16 protein-coding genes and 1 pseudogene are annotated in these 16,660 nt (G+C 44.5%); 13 read left to right on the forward strand and 4 right to left on the reverse strand.

The annotated features are described in order from the left end of the window. The first annotated feature begins 405 nt into the window (after positions 1-405). Positions 406-1,419: an Rpn family recombination-promoting nuclease/putative transposase gene (locus tag DW904_RS21350; protein WP_202187801.1), complete on the forward strand. Its 1,014-nt coding sequence runs from the start codon at positions 406-408 to the stop codon at positions 1,417-1,419. Between the two features lie 82 nt (positions 1,420-1,501). Here DW904_RS21350 and DW904_RS21355 read toward each other — a convergent pair whose 3' ends face one another. Then, positions 1,502-1,933: a prepilin-type N-terminal cleavage/methylation domain-containing protein gene (locus DW904_RS21355; RefSeq protein ID WP_202187802.1), complete on the reverse strand. Its 432-nt coding sequence runs from the start codon at positions 1,931-1,933 to the stop codon at positions 1,502-1,504. Positions 1,934-2,153: 220 nt separating this feature from the next. Between DW904_RS21355 and DW904_RS21360 the strand changes: the two genes are divergently transcribed. Continuing rightward, positions 2,154-2,969, forward strand: coding sequence for a glycosyltransferase family 2 protein (locus DW904_RS21360; protein WP_347562221.1), 816 nt, complete (start codon positions 2,154-2,156; stop codon positions 2,967-2,969). 4 nt (positions 2,970-2,973) lie between these two features. On the opposite strand, the gene DW904_RS21365 is transcribed toward DW904_RS21360, so the two are convergent. Then, the gene (locus DW904_RS21365; RefSeq protein WP_118584160.1) at positions 2,974-3,792 is read right to left on the reverse strand and encodes an AraC family transcriptional regulator; all 819 of its coding nucleotides are present in this window, start codon (positions 3,790-3,792) and stop codon (positions 2,974-2,976) included. A gap of 164 nt (positions 3,793-3,956) precedes the next feature. On the opposite strand from DW904_RS21365, the pseudogene DW904_RS21370 reads away from it, so the two are divergent. Then, positions 3,957-5,455, forward strand: a pseudogene (locus tag DW904_RS21370) (alpha-N-arabinofuranosidase). Here DW904_RS21370 and DW904_RS26055 read toward each other — a convergent pair. Beyond that, positions 5,402-5,521, reverse strand: a complete 120-nt coding sequence (locus DW904_RS26055) for a hypothetical protein (protein ID WP_347562222.1) — start codon at positions 5,519-5,521, stop codon at positions 5,402-5,404. The pseudogene DW904_RS21370 and the gene DW904_RS26055 sit on opposite strands and share 54 nt — an antisense overlap. A gap of 199 nt (positions 5,522-5,720) precedes the next feature. Next, complete coding sequence (gene tagD / locus DW904_RS21380; protein ID WP_118584161.1) at positions 5,721-6,110, reverse strand: glycerol-3-phosphate cytidylyltransferase; 390 nt, start codon at positions 6,108-6,110, stop codon at positions 5,721-5,723. A 331-nt stretch (positions 6,111-6,441) separates the two neighbouring features. On the opposite strand from tagD, the gene sdaAB reads away from it, so the two are divergent. The 10 genes from sdaAB (at position 6,442) to DW904_RS21415 (ending at position 16,423) form a co-directional block, all read left to right on the forward strand. After that, positions 6,442-7,101: an L-serine ammonia-lyase, iron-sulfur-dependent subunit beta gene (sdaAB, locus tag DW904_RS21385; RefSeq protein ID WP_118584162.1), complete on the forward strand. Its 660-nt coding sequence runs from the start codon at positions 6,442-6,444 to the stop codon at positions 7,099-7,101. Positions 7,102-7,180: 79 nt separating this feature from the next. Continuing rightward, entirely contained in the window at positions 7,181-7,498 is a 318-nt protein-coding gene (locus tag DW904_RS24355) for an L-serine ammonia-lyase, iron-sulfur-dependent, subunit alpha (protein WP_243110525.1), read from the forward strand. After that, on the forward strand, positions 7,458-8,066 hold the full coding sequence (gene sdaAA / locus DW904_RS21390) for an L-serine ammonia-lyase, iron-sulfur-dependent, subunit alpha (protein WP_243110526.1): 609 nt from the start codon (positions 7,458-7,460) through the stop codon (positions 8,064-8,066). The genes DW904_RS24355 and sdaAA overlap by 41 nt, the downstream gene beginning before the upstream one ends. 163 nt (positions 8,067-8,229) lie before the next feature. After that, positions 8,230-9,399, forward strand: a complete 1,170-nt coding sequence (locus DW904_RS21395) for an acyltransferase family protein (protein ID WP_118584163.1) — start codon at positions 8,230-8,232, stop codon at positions 9,397-9,399. A gap of 298 nt (positions 9,400-9,697) precedes the next feature. After that, complete coding sequence (locus DW904_RS21400) at positions 9,698-11,029, forward strand: adenylyltransferase/cytidyltransferase family protein (protein WP_118584166.1); 1,332 nt, start codon at positions 9,698-9,700, stop codon at positions 11,027-11,029. Between the two features lie 3 nt (positions 11,030-11,032). Further along, positions 11,033-12,514, forward strand: a complete 1,482-nt coding sequence (locus DW904_RS21405; protein ID WP_243110528.1) for a LicD family protein — start codon at positions 11,033-11,035, stop codon at positions 12,512-12,514. 23 nt (positions 12,515-12,537) lie between these two features. Continuing rightward, positions 12,538-13,311, forward strand: coding sequence for a hypothetical protein (locus DW904_RS24360; RefSeq protein WP_243110529.1), 774 nt, complete (start codon positions 12,538-12,540; stop codon positions 13,309-13,311). Between the two features lie 84 nt (positions 13,312-13,395). After that, positions 13,396-13,587, forward strand: a complete 192-nt coding sequence (locus DW904_RS22655; RefSeq protein ID WP_147422363.1) for a hypothetical protein — start codon at positions 13,396-13,398, stop codon at positions 13,585-13,587. Beyond that, positions 13,548-14,552, forward strand: coding sequence for a LicD family protein (locus DW904_RS21410; RefSeq protein WP_118584164.1), 1,005 nt, complete (start codon positions 13,548-13,550; stop codon positions 14,550-14,552). The genes DW904_RS22655 and DW904_RS21410 overlap by 40 nt, the downstream gene beginning before the upstream one ends. Continuing rightward, entirely contained in the window at positions 14,549-16,423 is a 1,875-nt protein-coding gene (locus DW904_RS21415) for a thiamine pyrophosphate-binding protein (RefSeq protein WP_243110530.1), read from the forward strand. Before DW904_RS21410 ends, DW904_RS21415 begins: the two co-directional genes overlap by 4 nt. Positions 16,424-16,660: the final 237 nt, after the last annotated feature.

Genomic DNA, 16,660 nt, shown 5'->3' on the forward strand with positions numbered 1-16,660 from the left:
AATTCTACCTTTCTGATAATCGTTACCTCCATCTGTTGATGGAAGCATTATACTACATTGGGACATTTTCCTTTATGGTATATTAGGACATTATCATAAATGGTTCATATAAAAATAAAATCATATGTTTAATGATTGACAATATATTTTTCAAGTCGTATACTATATTCACTTTCACTACAGAAAATCTCACAGGAAAATCTGTGTCCGGTCATTCGACCAGATAATTTCATAGTTGTTTTACAGTGTATAAAGGACAGGAAATAACAGATGCGCAAAAACAAATAAAAAATATACTAATACTTGAAAAACACAATTAAATTATGTATTATTATAATATAAAGTGTATTAAAAGAGTATATGCTGCGTTCTGCACACTGTTATTTCACTCAGAAGGGAGTGTGCATGAAGGAAGAAAACGCCACATCAATCGAATACTTTCGAGATTTCAGGCGAGTTGCAGACCTGATTAACGGAGTCATATTTCATGGAAAGCAAATTGTCAGAGAATGTGATCTGCAGGAGCAGAATCCGGTGCTGCATGATGTCACCAAAAAGAACGATAAAGTATCAGCAATAGAGAATACACCGGATTTGTCTGTAATGGTGACTGTTGGTAAAGGGAAGTTTCTGCTTATGATTCAGGGGCAGACAATTGAGCATTATGTAATGCCAGTGCGAGTCCTGCATGAAAAAGGAACTGATTACTATAATCAGTGGAAGAGACTCCAGAAGATACATAAAGAAGCTGGAGATTTGGAGAACGGAGAAGAATATCTTTCTGGAGCCAGGAAAAGGGATAAATTTTACCCTGTCATTCATATTGTAATATATTTTGGGAGGAAACGTTGGAAAGCAGCGAGAAAAATGGATGATTTATTTCGTACGGAAATATTTCCTGAAGAATTAAAGAGGCTGTTTGTGGAAAAATCGCTGGTGATTTTTGAAATGCGCTATTTCAAAAATGAGGAATGGTTTCAAACAGACCTGCGTCAGGTTTGCGGTTTCTTAAAAAGAACCAATGATCGAACGAAATTAAAATCATATATAGAAGAAAACCAGAAGGTTTTTTCAAATTTACCAGAAGATGCCTATGATTTTCTTGCTGTAATGGCTGGAATCCGAAACTTGCAACTGATTAAACAGAAAATACAAACCGAAGGAGGCGGATTTGACATGTGTAAAGCGATTAAAGAAATGTTGAGGGATAGTAGACAAGAAGGTCGGCAAGAAGGTCGGCAAGAAGGTTGGCAAGAAGGAAGACAAGAGGGAAGACAAGAAGGAAGACAGGAAGGTCAGGATGAAATGGCGACCTTAATCGAGAAGCTTATTTTATCCAATCGCATCAGCGAATTATTAAAAGTCACCACGGATAAGGAATATCGAAATAAACTGCTGATAGAATATGGAATTGCCTGATTGCTGTAATGCCTGTAACAACAGAATACGGAAGCGAGGGAAAGACAATTTTCTCCCTGCTTCCGTGGATATGTAGAAGATTTTAACTATAGGAATCAAGTATTAATGTGCATTCAGCATCAGAGTTGTTGCAATAGTATGCTATAGTATATCCTTTTTCTGCATTTGGTTTTACCCAGAAAAAACCTTCCCGCATTTTCACTTTCTGCCCATTTAAAAAAGTAATTTCATTAAGAATGAAGTCCTTAAAATTTTTATTATCTTCATAAGGCACCTTGTCATTATACTCCCCAGTTGAAATGAAGTCTGCCTGTATTTCCGCGTAATACGCTCTCAGGTTTGCCCAGTCAGTGGCGACTCTGGCCTTGTGGAGCTGAGAGGTGAAAATGGGAATGGAGATAGCCACGAGAACTGCAATGATTGCAACTACAATTAAAAGCTCTGCCAGCGTAAAGCCCTTTCCCCTGGTTTTCCTGTTGCCGTGTTTTCGTGCACACTTATAGAATTTCGCCATAAAAATCCCTTTCTTTGAAAATTTCTTTTGTAATTTGCCGGAATTAAACATATTTCCGGCGCCTTATCTGTTAAATCTGAGTCTAACATATTGCATGCAAATTATCTACAGTATTTCCTATATTCACAATCTTTTTCCTTTCTGGACGAAGAACAGGTTCTGGGCTATAATAGAAACAATGAAAACGCTTCAGAAACAGAAATAATAAGGAGTGCATAACGTGGAAAGACAGAAAAGGGTGGGAACTATACAGGATAGTGAATTTCATAATACAAATACAAAATGGGAAGCAGGGCGAACCCCGCAAATATCTGTGATCATGCCCGTATATAATGGTGAGAAATACATCGCCCAGGCAGTGCAGTCTGTTTATGCGCAGAATATTCCCTTGGAGCTGATTGTCATTGATGACGGCTCTGTTGATGGAACCTGGGAAGCTCTCATTCCCTGGGAAAACAGACCGGATTTTGTTTATATAAAAAATGAGCGCAATCTCGGTGCTGCCGGTTCCCGTAACCGTGGTGTGTCTGTTGCGAAAGGCAGATATGTGGCATTTCTGGATGCGGATGACTGGTGGGAAGAGGGAAAGCTAGCGGCACAGCTGGCTGCTCTTGAAATGACCGGTGATGTAATCTGCTCCACAGGACGTGATCTCATGAATCCGGACGGAACCTTCACAGGCAAGTATATCTCGGTTAAATCCAGGCTGGACTATCATGAACTTCTGAAACACAACAGCATTAACTGTTCTTCCGTCCTGATTCTCCGTGAGGTGGCGCTGGAATTTCCCATGGAGCATGATGACAGCCATGAGGATTATATTACCTGGCTGCAAGTGGTGCGAAAATACGGACATGCCACAGGAATTAATAAGCCCTATCTGAAATATCGTCTGTCCCAGGGCGGAAAGTCAAGAAACAAAGCCAAATCTGCCATCATGACCTATCAGGTGTACCGTTACGTTGGCTATGGACCGCTGAGAAGTGCCTGTTTCTTTTTGTCCTATGCACTTCACGGAATCTGGAAATATCGTTAAAGTATCAATGGGGCTCTCCCATTTTCCTGCGCCATTGCAGGGGAGAGCATCCCGCCTGTTTCCTGAAATATCTGCTGAAATGGGAAAAATCTGAAAATCCGCACATCTGCGCAATCTGCTGGACAGTCAGTGCTTCATTTGTCAGCAGGTTCTTTGCCTTATCCATACGGATCTGAAGCAAATCTGCATGAGGGGTACTCTGGAAAAATTTCTGATAGCAGGAATAGAACTGGCTTTTTTCCAGGCTGACCGTTTTACAAAGCTCTGTGGTGTCCCATGGCTTAGCGTAGTTCGTGAGCATTTCCAGCCGAAGCTTTCGAAATGCAGAATAAAGATTGTCTCCTTCTGTTCCACTTCCATGTATCTGATGGCTTTTAAGTCCCCTTGCAATCGTAATCATAAGCTGCTGAAAGAGAGTATACTCGTATTCATCGGAAAATAAATCATTTGCTATATGTTCTTTGTGAAGGAGCCGGATGCAGGCATCGATCTCTTCACAGTTTCCCGGATAAAAAACAGTGTTAAGTGGGATTCCATACTGTTTTTTCAGATCTGCCTTACAGGAAAAATGAAGGTAGCTGTTCCGGAACCTGTGAACAGCCTTATAATGCTGCTCATACCCGGGAGCATAGAGAATACACGCATTTTCCCCGGAAATACTGAGCTTTTTATCCAGATAAACCTTCATGGGTGTCTTAAAAAGCAAAAACAGATAGTCTCCGCTTCCGTTGGGGCGGTAGATCTGATCATAATCAGGGTTTGAATAGTTGTATTCGCAGAACTGAATGGAAAAATCCCTGTCTGCAGCTTCGTAAAAATCCATGGTCCGGACTCCTTTCACCATTTTTTTTACTGTAATCATTATCGGAAAAAAAGTCAACTATATCGGAAGAAAAAAACTGGTAAAAAAATCGTATGCTATTAAAATAATAGATACATAAAGAGCAGAAAAATGCCATACAACTGGCACCATATAAGGAGGACACCATGAAAAAAGCACAGATCATCATCGATAAATATTTCCTCACCGGCAAGGTGGATAAGCGGATTTTCGGTTCTTTTATTGAACAGCTGGGACGTGCTGTTTATGAAGGAATCTATCAGGAGGGCAGTCCGCTGTCTGACGAGCAGGGCTTTCGTAAAGATACTCTGGAATTGGTAAGGGAGCTTCAGGTTCCGATTGTCCGTTATCCGGGAGGCAACTTTGTTTCCGGTTTTAAATGGGAAGACAGTGTTGGACCGAAGGAGCTAAGACCTGCCAGACCGGAACTTGCCTGGGGTGTGATCGAGAACAATCACTTTGGCCTGGACGAGTTCGTGGACTGGGCGAAGAAAGCAGACACAGATATTATGATGGCAGTGAATCTTGGAACAAGAGGACCGGAGGAAGCCAGAAATCTTCTGGAATACTGTAATTTTAAGGGCGGTACCTATTACAGCGACATGCGCAAGACCAACGGCCATGCAGAGCCGCATAACATTAAGACCTGGTGCCTAGGAAATGAAATGGATGGTCCATGCAGATGGGACATAAGACTGCATATGAATATGGAAGAACTGCAGCGGAGACTTCCCGCATTATGAAAATGCTGGATCCGGAGATTGAGACTGTTGCCTGCGGAAGCTCCAATCTGATGATGCCGACATTTGGAGATTGGGAGTACACGGTTCTGGACGAATGTTACGATCTGGTGGATTACATGTCCCTTCACCAGTATTACGGCAATGCTGCTGATGACACCCCTGATTTTCTTGCAAATTCCAAAGGGATGGATGACTTTATTTCCGGAGTAGTCAGCATCTGCGACGCTGTCCGTGCGAAAAAGCATGGCAAAAAGCGCATTAATCTTTCCTTTGATGAGTGGAATGTGTGGTATCACAGCAATGCGGCCGACGAGAAATTGGAAAAATGGGGACAGGCTCCACATCAGCTTGAGGATATTTATAATTTCGAAGATGCCCTTCTGGTTGGAAGCATGCTGATCACTTTACTTCGCCATGCAGACCGTGTGAAAATGGCATGCCTGGCACAGCTGGTAAATGTAATCGCGCCGATCATGACCTCCGATAAAGGTGCATGGCGCCAGACTATCTTTTATCCATATATGTACACAAGCATTTTTGGAAGAGGAACTGTGTTGAATACACAGGTACTGGCTCCGGTATACGACAGCAGGAATTACTGTGACGTTTCGTATCTGGATTCTGTGTGCGTATGGAATGAGGAGAAAGATACTCTTACAATTTTTGCAGTGAATAAAAGTCTTGAGGAAGATCTGGAGATAAGCTGCGATTTGCGCCAGTTTGAAAGCTATCAGGTGAAAGAACATATTGTACTTACTGATGACGATATGAAAGCTGTAAATACAGAAGCGGATCCCGAAAAGGTTGTGCCTGTGAAATCCGCTGCAAGCCGGATTGACGGCGGTAAATTAAGTACTGTGCTTGGAAAACACAGCTGGAATATGATCCGTCTTGCTAAGTAGTCCGGGATAAATATTTGCAGATGCTGTGTTAGAGCGCGTTTGAAAAATCATTCCTGCAATCTGCACGCCCCACTTTGTGGTATATTTTGCCCGAATTCAGCTGTGTAGTTTGCTGAAATGTTTTCATCTGGGCAAAATGTCCCGCACATTCTGCAAATCGTTTTTGGGGAAGCGTGCACATTGTTGTCATGAAATAAAAAAGTCAGAGATTTCGTAACCTGCATGAATCATACGAAATCTCTGACTATATAATTACCAATGCTTCCTACTTCTGCAGATCCGCCTTAATCTGCGTAGTAGAAATCTCAGGTGTCCTCGGAAGGTACACCACGTCACAGTAAGGCTTCAGAAAGTCAAACTTCCCTTCCCAATCGTCACCCATAACAAAGGTATCTACGTGGTATTCTTTAATATCACTTACCTTCTGCTCCCAGTTCTCCTCCGGAATTACCAGATCTACGTAGCGGATGGCTTCCAGCAGGGATTTCCTTTTTTCATAAGAGAAATAGCATTTTTTATGCTTCTCGTTCCAGTTAAATTCATCTGTAGATAAAGCTACGATCAGGTAGTCGCCATAAGCTTTCGCCCTGCGCAGCAGATTAATGTGCCCATAGTGAAGTAAATCAAAGGTACCGTAAGTAATCACTCGTTTCATGAATTGTGTGCCTTTCATAAAGAAATCTGAAAATAGTCTTGCCGGAATGGTTCCAGGCGATTTACATAGGACTATTTTACCACAGTCCAGGTAGAAAGGAAACATAAGATTATTTATCGGGAGTATTGTGCATTGCGAAGCGCGTTATTGTGAATGGAGTGAACAGTAAACAAGAAGTAAACAGTTACCCTTTATCCATGTTGTAAAAGGTATGTTTTAATGTTAAGATGGAACAATAACAGTGCAGATGTGAGCGGTAACGTGAAAACATCTGCAGGCTGCCGGAAACGAAAAAAGGCAGCGGATGAATAAAAGGAAGAGGAAAATAAGTATGAATGTATTTGACATTCTGGGGCCGGTTATGATCGGACCGTCCAGCTCACATACTGCGGGAGCAGCCCGGATCGGTCTGATGACAAGGGCTCTTCTTGGAAAAACTCCGGTGAAAGCGCACATATTTTTGCATGGTTCTTTTGCGAAAACCTATAAGGGACACGGCACGGATAAGGCTCTTGTAGCGGGAATACTGGGAATGCAGACAGATGATGAGCGTATCCGCTTTTCACTTGATGTGGCGAAAAAGGAGGGACTGGAAATTCAGATTGAGACTGGTGAACTGGAGAATACGCACCCGAATACTGCGGAGATCACTTTGACTGCAGCAGACGGGGAAAAGGTGTCTCTTCGGGGCAGCAGTATTGGCGGGGGGAATATCCTGATCACCCGGGTGAATGGAATGGAGGTTGCCCTTACCGGGCAGAATCCTGCTTTGATCGTGCTTCACAAGGATGCACCAGGGACGATTGCTGCAGTTACAGAGCTGATGGCAGAGTATGGGGTGAATATCTGCAATTTCCACCTGGCGCGTGAGACCAAGGGTGGTCTGGCGGTAATGACTATCGAGAGCGACAGCCACTTTGTTCCGGAACTCAATGAGAAGATTAACCGGCTGGAGAATATATATTCCAGTACGATGTTAGAGCGTGTTTAAAAAATCATTCCCGCAATCTGCACGCCCCATTTTGCGGGAGATTTCACCCCACAAAAAATACAATAAAGGAGAATTCACTGTGGATTTAAACTACCACTCAATGGAATCCCTGCTGGAGGCAGCGAAGGAGAACAACTGTCGTCTGTCCGCGCTGGTTCTGGAGCAGCAGGCGGAGCAGATGGAACTGCCGAAGCAGGAAATATATGAAAAAATGAGGGAAAACTATCGGGTTATGGCATCCTGTATCCAACCTGGCAGCGCCCCGGATCTGAAAAGCACAAGCGGTCTCACTGGTGGAGATGCCTATCGCATGCGTACTGCTGTAGAGCAAGGGAAAAATCTTACAGGCCCCCTTCTTGGAGGAGCCTCTATCGTGCACTTGCAGTATCAGAACTGAACGCTCCATGGGAAGAATCGTAGCAGCGCCTACAGCAGGAAGCTGCGGCATTGTACCGGCAGCCGTACTCACCATGCAGGAGCAGTACCAGCTTACAGAAGAGGAATGCGTCATGTCCCTTTTCACAGCATCTGCAGTGGGAATGGTAATTGCCAATAATGCGTCACTTGCAGGAGCGCAGGGAGGCTGTCAAGCTGAGTGTGGTTCTGCATCTGCCATGGCAGCGGCGGCAATTGTGGAACTTGCCGGCGGCACACCTGATATGATCCAGTCGGCAGTAGCCACTGCTCTAAAAAATATTCTGGGTCTTGTATGTGACCCTGTTGCGGGGCTGGTTGAAATTCCATGCATTAAGAGAAATGCATCAGGCGTAGCAGGGGCATTTGTGGCAGCAGAACTGGCTCTGGCCGGAATCCGAAGTGCAATTCCGGCTGACGAGGTGATCTGGACTATGAAAAAGGTAGGAGATGTGATGCCCACTGCCCTTAAAGAAACAGCAGAGGGTGGCCTGGCGGCAACACCTACAGGGCGCAAACTGCACCAGCAGGTTTTTGGAGAAATGAAATAGTATATTATTGCGATTCATCGGCAACATAAAACCACAGGAAAATATTTCAAAACACGTTAAAATATTAAAAAGTTATTCCAAAAACCACAAAAATATGTTATCCTTTATTCATAAAACTGACATGTCTGAAAAATAATTAAGTCAGAGTATAAAGGTGGCTAAAATGAGCAAGAATACGAAGGAACAGGAAATCCCATATTCCTACCTTGTGGATAATATAAAAATATTTTTGATTTTTCTGGTGGTTTTTAATCATATCATTGCATTCCAGCTGGTTAAAGCAGATCAGGTTGTGCGTTTTGTGTGGTATGGAATTACCATATTTCATATGCCGGCGTTCATATTTATTTCCGGTTATCTGTCCAAGAAGCCTCAGGATGTGATGAAGAATGTTAAGAATTTATTGATTCCATATATTCTGGGTTATACACTTACCTGGGCAGTGCAGATCTGGCTGGGAAATAAAATGGATTATGAACTGCTCCGTCCTTCCGGAACCGTTATGTGGTATGTGCTTGCGTTGTTTGCATACCGTCTGACCATAGAAGCATTTGGAAAAATAAGGTTTATTGTACCTCTCAGCATTATTTTTGCGCTGTGGGCAGGAACCAGAATGGAATTCAGTACATTTTTATCAGCTTCAAGAATTGTGGTATTTTTCCCGTTTTTTGTGGCAGGATATTTATGGAAGAGTGAATACACCAAGGTGATCCGCAAATTTAAAGGCAAGATCGTGGTTGCACTTTTCGTGATCATTCTGCTGTTTGTGGCGACCAATTATATGATCGGAAATAATATTCCGGTAGACCTTTTCCGAGGCAATCATTCCTATCTTGCAAGTGGAATGGACAATGTGGAGGGAATGGTAGTCAGAGGAATGATGTATCTGATTTCCTTTACGGTTATTTTTGCATTGCTGGTGCTGATGCCAGATAAACGCCATCCATTTATTTTCCTGGGAAGAAACACAATGGGAATTTACTTTTTCCATTATCCCATCATGATTCTGATGAACGGACTTATGATTCTGAATATTCCGCAGCTGATGAATGTCTGGGCATTGTTCGGAGTGTCGCTGCTGTTTGTACTGATACTTGGAAGCCTTCCTGTAGACTGGATCTACACTAACATTATGGGACTGATCACATTTATTCTTTTCAAACGTGAGAAGAAGGTGGAGGATGAAGGCCTGGAAGACGAATACGATAATGAAGAGGAAGACCGGTTCGCAGTACTGGCACAGCGTAGAATGGCTATTGAAGAGCTGGCCGCTACATGGGATACATCGTTTGATACAGAAGAGAAAGAGGAGCATGAAGAAGGACAGTCCTGAGGGATTGTCTTTCTTTGTATCGGAAAGGGACTACTGTGAGCAGAAATTTTGTTCATATTTTTTCACAGGCAGATGTTCTTTCATAATGACTTACTATGCAAATTGTGTTATACTAAATGTATTTAGTGATTGCTGTTTGCAAAACATACAGGAGAAATTAATGCAGAATCTTTTGGTGAATGAGTGGTGGATTGCGAATAGTAATTTTTTTGCGGTAATCCTTACGCGCGCCTGGGAAACGCGCTGAATGATATGGGTTTCGAATTTTGACAGGGAGTATTTTTCAGGGGAAAACACTATGAAAAAAGTAATCACTTACGGAACTTTTGACCTGTTCCACGAGGGACATTATAATATTTTAAAAAGAGCGAAAGCATTGGGCGATTATCTGATCGTGGGCGTGACCAGCGAGAGCTACGATATTGAGCGTGGTAAGCTGAACGTGCGGGACAGCCTTCTGAAAAGGATTGAGAATGTACGCCGTACCGGTTTTGCAGATGAGATCATCATCGAGGAGTACCAGGGGCAGAAGCTCAGCGATATCATCAAGTATAAGGTAGACCTTCTGGTACTTGGTTCTGACTGGCGCGGCAAATTTGACTACCTTAAGAATTACTGTGATGTGGTGTATCTGGAGCGTACCAAGAATATTTCCAGCACCAAGCTGCGCGGTGAGGGAACCACTTACACCGTGGGTGTAGTTACAGATAATGACCAGGATAATGGGATTGTGTGGGAAACGAAATATGTCAGCGGTCTTCATGTGGAGTGCGTTTTTTCTGAGAATGCAGAGGCAGCGGAGTCGTTTTGTGACAAATATGAATTGGATTCCTACTACAGCGTGGAGGCAGATAATGGGGAATGGCAGCAGGGATTTGACTGCTTTTTGTCCCAGGTAGACATAGTTTATATCAAAACCGAGCAGCCTAAGAGGGAGAAATACATCCGCAGATCCCTGGAACTTGGAAAATATGTGATAAGTGATGCGCCTATGACAGAGAATAAGGAGAAGCTGAAGGATCTGTTTGCACTTGCAGCAGCCCGTCATGTACTTCTTGTGGAGAAAATAAATCTGGTGTATCTGCGGGCCTTTAACCAGCTTGTCTGGCAGACACACAGCGCCTTGGTGGGCGATATTGTGTGTGTGAAATGCTCTATTTCCCAGGACCATTTCGAAGGAGGAAGAAGTTTTTCCGAAACTGCAGTTCTGCCTTTGTGTGCTATTATCAAGATACTGGGCAGAAATTACCAGGAAGTGAATTCCAATGTGGTGAAGGACAGATCTGGAAACTGCATTTACGACATGATCACCATGAAATATCAGGATGCTCTTGCCACAATCGAGATTGGCACCACAGTAGATGTGGAGGATGAATTTGTTGTGATCGGTACGAAAGGCCGTGTGACCATCCCGGGAGACTGGTGGAACACAGGATATTTTGAGGCAAAGATAGACGACAGCAAGGGACTGAAGCGGTACTGCTTTAACTTCGAAGGCAATGGCCTCCGTTACCTTTTGCAGGAGCTGCTTATTATGATCAGTGATGAGAGAACGGAATGTACCAGACTTTTTAATGAGGAATCAGAGACTCTGGCAGACATTCTGGAAATCATAAACCAGAGAGGATAACCAATGACAGAGAAACAGGAACATCTGCTGCAGCTTTTCCGTGAGCTGGATGAGATCTGTAAAAAGAATAATCTGAGATATGTGATGGCGGGAGGAACAGCCATCGGTGTTGTGCGAAACGAGGGATTTATTCCCTGGGATGATGATGTGGACATCTATATGCCCAGAGATGACTGGAACAAACTGGTGGAAATTTCCGGATCCGTGCTTCCGGAGCACCGCGCCCTTCAGTGTGTGGACGTAGACCGCAGCTATACCAATACTTTTCCAAGGTATGTTGCTACGGACAGCTGCGCCCTTCACAAGCATCAGATTATCGGCAGGGACAGTGCCGGTGAGATCATCGATGTGCTCACCCTGGATCCCATTCCCGCAGATGATAAGGAATATGAGAAATACAGAACTCATATGATGATCTACTCTGAGCTGGTAAATATGGTAGTTGTATATGGTGCCCGCTGGGAAATTCCGGTGACTGCCTATCTGCGCTGGCTTTTTTCCTATACATTTCTGGGGAAAGACCGCACATTGAAGAAACTGGAGAAGATCATGTATTCCTATAAGGAAGAGGATTGTCCGCGCTATGCAATGCGCTGGGGCGGCTGTCCGTTCCTTTTTGATAAGGACATGATGTTTCCTGTGAAATATATGAGCTTTGAAAATACAAAGGTAATGGTGCCGCACAGAATGAGTGACTATCTGATCTGGCATTACGGAGATGAATGGTCCTATATTCCACCCCATGGGGAAAGAGAATCCCATGATGCGGTTACGGTAGAGGGAATTACCTATAAAGAGCTTCGGGATGATTATCTGCCGGGAATCCGCAAGGGCAGGCTTCGCAGAGATTCCATCTGGCGCAAGATATATTCTCTTGCAGGCGCGAAGCGGAACCACCGTCTTCAGTATAAGCGCAATCTTCTGCTGGCAAAAAGTACGGTGATGGATCTGGAGGCGCGCATTTCAGAAAGCAGACACAGCCTGAAGAAATTGGTAGAAAAGCGTGACTTTTCCCAATTAAATGAAATCTTTACAAAATATTACCAGGTCCAGCTGAGCTCTGCGTTTATCGGCAGGGAGGATTTTGGAGGAATCTATGCTTTTTATCATCCTGTTTTGCTGGAAGTCAGCGATGTGACCTTTTATGCGGCAATGTTGACGTTGGTTTATACAGAACGGATCGGGAAAGCATGGAGAATGCTGGTGGTGAAAGAGCAGACCGGTACATTCCCTTCTGAACTGGCCCAGTTGAAATCTGATATTGAACTGTTTCGAAGAGCAGTCTGCGATTATGAATTTAAGCGTTATCAGGAAGCGGAGGATACAATGGTGCCGCTGATGGAACGGTATCCGGAAGTGCCGGGATTTGTGAAATTTAAGAGCCGTTTTCTTATGGAACGCGCCCGCAATGGAATTGATATGGTGGAAGCGGAGCTTTATATTGATGAGCACTGCGGCTTTTCCCGGAGGACGGGTATTTCCTGAAGTACCAGGGAGAACTGCTCTGGATGAAGGGCAAATGTGCGGATGCTCTGGAAGTTTTTGCAGATGCCCGTGAGAAAACAAATAATGGAATTACCCAACTGGAGTTGGATAAGTTTTTGAATCCTTATGGCAGGGAGACGGTGAAGACTTGTCAGCAGCTTCTGGATGTTGGACAGAAGGATGGGGCGATGAAGCTTATGGCTTTGTGGTACAGACTTCTGCCGGAGAATCCTTCTGTGCGGGAATATTATTATCTGGCCCGCGCAAGTGTTGCGAAAAAGCGTTCTGAGGTGGAAGAACTGATCGGGGAAATTCTAAAGCGCATTGATGCAGAGCGTGCAGAGAGCCCAGGTGAGAACAATGACATCCAGATCTATAAGCGTGCACTGACAAAAGCATGGGAGCGCCTGGGCTATCCAGGTGAGCTGGCAAGGGTTCGCACAGATCTGGTTTACACCAGTGAGGCGGATGATCTGGAATGGCTGGCAGAACGTGCCAAGGACGGACAGATCCGCAAGGAAAAACGAGCCCAGGTGTACAAGGTAATTGGAGATGTGAGAAGAAAACAGGGACAGACGGAGGCTGCGTTCCAGAACTATCTGGAGGCACTGCGGCAGAATGGAAGCGGTTTTGTGCGAACGGAGCTTTCCAGAATATTTCTCACAGATCTGTATGAAGGAAGTAAGAGAGCAGCTGTATATGCAAAAGCCGGAGATGCTTCTGAGTTTTTGAATCAGTGGCTTGGAAAGTATGGAAGTATAGAAGAGATACAGCAGCTTGTGAAAGAATGCTTGTGACACACATCTCGCAGAAAGCCTTTTTCAAACAGGCGTTGGTAACAGTGTGATCACTATGAACAGACAGATGGGAGCAGACATAGCTTGAACAGAGAAATAAAAGAAGTTGTAAAGCTTCTGGCCGAAATAGATAAAATATGTAAAAGAGAAGGAATTCCTTATTATCTGGGACCACAGCTTACTTTGTGCTGTGTTACCGGGCAGGAGATCACCAGCCTCATGCAGGTGTGGTCTATATGCGGACTGCGGATATGGAGCGCTTTCGTCTGGCTGTAGAGAAGGAGACTCCGGATGGCAGAATTGTAGAATCCATGAATAACAATAAGCGTTTTTATGGATTTTTCCTTCGCTATACAGATCTGGATACGTTGTGCTTCCGGCTGAATGAAGGCAGGAACTACAAATACCCGGGTATGGGAGTGGATATTCTGCCCCTGCGTGGAAAACAGCGTTCCAGACTCGCTCATTTGTGGACAAGAGCCCAGGAAGTGGGATGGAATGAGCTGGCTGATTATTATGGAGACCGAAAAGGCAGGAAAAAGGCAATCTGCCGTTTTGTCATGAGGCTTCGCCTGGTCACAGGACGTGCCCGTCTGGGAAAAAGCCTTTACCGCATGCTCTGTAAAAGGATGAATGTGGAGGATACCCAGGAATATGTAGTTCGCCTGAAGAAAAAGGCAGTGTATTTTCCAAGGGAAATTTTTGATGAGACAGAAACTGTGGTGATCGATGGCAGGAAGTTTCCGGTGCCGGGAGATACTTATACGTATCTTCAGAAGTATTATGGGGAAGACTACCAGGAGAAGGTTCTGGATAATTATACAGTGAAGCTGTCGGAAATGGTCAGTGCCAGGATCCGATTCGAGGATTATTTTCAGGAAGTGGGAAGTCAGAAGAGCCTGATCCGGAAGCGAAGCCATGCCCGACGAAAGCAGGGACATGCCAACCAGAAAAAGGAATATCTGAACTGGAGCTGGAATTATGTGAAATTCTGTGCATCCAAGATTGAATTGGAGAAATATTATCTGGATAACAAAGAGTATATTATAAATCTTTATAAGAATAAAGATTATCCGGCTTTGGAAAAAGTTTTTGTCCCATATACAAAGGCTATGGTGAAGAGCCTTAAGAATGACGAGGTGTTTATTCCGGATGAGGAGCTTCAGCATATTTATCTGGATATGTTGGGGGTAGCAGGAAGGACAAATTTGAAAAAAAAGGTGGAGAAATTCTGGAAATGAAAGTAACGGATTATATTGTTGAGTTTTTACAGAGAAAAGGGATTCATGATTTCTTTGGATACCAGGGAACCATGATCGCCCATCTGGTTGATTCTATAGAGAAAAATCCTCATACCAGAAGCCATTCCAGCTATCATGAGCAGGGAGCGGCTTTTGCAGCATGTGGATATGCCCAGGCGGGGGAACGGTGTGCATGTGCTTATGCGACCAGCGGCCCGGGTGCTGCGAATCTGATTTCAGGAATCGCAGATGCTTATTTTGATTCTCTTCCGGTTGTTTTTCTTACTGGTCAGCTGAATACTTATGAGTATTCCGGCATCCCGGGACTTCGGCAGCAGGGCTTTCAGGAGATTGATATTGTTGCCATGGCGAAGCCTGTGACCAAGTATGCAGTACAGATCCGGGAGGACGAGGATATTGTAAAAGAACTGAATAAAGCTTATCATATTGCGAATTCTGGCCGGAAGGGGCCGGTATTGATTGATCTTCCTATGAATATACAGCGGGGGGATGTAAAAAATCCGGTTTATGACGTAAGTCTGGATGAGATGGGATTTGGTGCAGCTTGCGAGAGCAGCATGGAAGCAACTGCAAACAGCTGCGGAGCAGCAGGCGTGGACATGGCAATGAAGCCGGACGACAGTGGAGTGTTAGAGTCTGCAAAAACGGTAGACTGTGAAATATCAGCTTGTGCTGTTTCTGCAGCAGATGCAATCCGTGAAGCTCTGGATAAAGCACAGCGTCCCGTAATCATGTTAGGACATGGAGTCAGCGACAAAGCAGTTCGCGACCAGTTATTTACTCTGGCACGTCAGTGGAAAATCCCGGTGATCACAAGCGTATTGGAAATGTCAGCACTACCGTGGGACGACCCGCTGAATTTTGGATGCATCGGAGGCGCTTACGGACATCGCTATGCCAATATGATCGCCAATGCGAAAAGTGACTTGCTGATTTGTCTTGGCATTTCCCTTTGCACCCGTCAGATTGGTACGAAAGTTCATGAGTTCGCGAAAAATGCGAAAATCATCCGCGTTGATATTGATAAATATAATTTACAGCGAAATATCCACGAAAATGGAATTGATGAAATGAAATTCTGTGCAGATGCTGCCGAGGTGATTCGGGCAATGGCAGAAAATGCGGAAAGTGCAGAATCTGATGGCTCGACGGTTTATGATTTCAGTGAATGGCTGGCTGTGTGCGCCGATATAAAGAAATCTTTGCGCGCAGTAGATGATTCCACCCCGGAACGTTATCCGAACCGTATGATCGCAGCTTTAAGCGACGCTCTTGCAGACACTTCCGCAGTGGCAGTTGACGTAGGACAGCATATGGTATGGAGCTACCAGTCCTTCCACAACCAGAAAGACCAGAAGCTTCTTTTCTCCGGCGGACACGGAGCAATGGGCTATGCTCTTCCAGCAGCAATCGGAGCTTATTACGCCACCGGAAAGCCAGTAGCCTGCATTTGCGGTGACGGCGCATTCCAGATGAACATTCAGGAACTGGAGTGGGTCAAGCGTGAGAATCTTCCTATTACCATGATGGTAATGAACAACCACGCCCTGGGAATGATCCGCCACCTCCAGCGCGACTACTTTGAGCAGGTCTATGCTGATACCTCAGAAGGCAGCGGCTTCTCGTCCTGCAACTTCGCAGAGGTAGCCAAAGCTTATGGAATCAGCAGTGCCTGTATGGAAGCCAATGAGGTTGTTGAAAAAGCGGCAGACTTTTTACATGGCACCGAAGCGCCGAAACTCCTTGAAATTCGCCTGGAGCCCGGCACCTTCGCTTATCCCAAGACCTGCCTGGGCGAACCCATCCACAACCAGCAGCCGTATATCCCGAGGACGTCTACGACAGACTGATGGATTTATAAAAAATAAATTTATAAGAACCGGGCTATTTTCAATAACACATTGAAAGTATGACCTGGTTCTTGTTATCATAGAGAATAACGAAATTGTTATTTAGTTGATTAAAAGTTCTTTAATGCGGACGCATTTGGACAATGTGTATTACTCACTCGCCGGCGCAACGCTCCAGCGAACTAATCGCTAACTGCGACTAATGCGTTCGGGAGAGCCCTCACGCATAAGTCTACG

Source organism: Ruminococcus sp. AM42-11 (assembly GCF_003480145.1).
Classification (GTDB): Bacteria; Bacillota; Clostridia; order Lachnospirales; family Lachnospiraceae; genus Blautia_A; species Blautia_A faecis.

Excerpts from the sequence above, each read along its gene's own strand:
- DW904_RS21350 (WP_202187801.1), top strand. The coding sequence starts at position 406 with ATGAAGGAAGAAAACGCCACATCAATCGAATACTTTCGAGATTTCAGG.
- DW904_RS21355 (WP_202187802.1), bottom strand. The coding sequence starts at position 1,933 with ATGGCGAAATTCTATAAGTGTGCACGAAAACACGGCAACAGGAAAACC.
- DW904_RS21365 (WP_118584160.1), bottom strand. The coding sequence starts at position 3,792 with ATGGATTTTTACGAAGCTGCAGACAGGGATTTTTCCATTCAGTTCTGC.
- tagD (WP_118584161.1), bottom strand. The coding sequence starts at position 6,110 with ATGAAACGAGTGATTACTTACGGTACCTTTGATTTACTTCACTATGGG.
- sdaAB (WP_118584162.1), top strand. The coding sequence starts at position 6,442 with ATGAATGTATTTGACATTCTGGGGCCGGTTATGATCGGACCGTCCAGC.
- DW904_RS21395 (WP_118584163.1), top strand. The coding sequence starts at position 8,230 with ATGAGCAAGAATACGAAGGAACAGGAAATCCCATATTCCTACCTTGTG.
- DW904_RS21400 (WP_118584166.1), top strand. The coding sequence starts at position 9,698 with ATGAAAAAAGTAATCACTTACGGAACTTTTGACCTGTTCCACGAGGGA.
- DW904_RS21405 (WP_243110528.1), top strand. The coding sequence starts at position 11,033 with ATGACAGAGAAACAGGAACATCTGCTGCAGCTTTTCCGTGAGCTGGAT.
- DW904_RS24360 (WP_243110529.1), top strand. The coding sequence starts at position 12,538 with ATGAAGGGCAAATGTGCGGATGCTCTGGAAGTTTTTGCAGATGCCCGT.
- DW904_RS21410 (WP_118584164.1), top strand. The coding sequence starts at position 13,548 with ATGCGGACTGCGGATATGGAGCGCTTTCGTCTGGCTGTAGAGAAGGAG.
- DW904_RS21415 (WP_243110530.1), top strand. The coding sequence starts at position 14,549 with ATGAAAGTAACGGATTATATTGTTGAGTTTTTACAGAGAAAAGGGATT.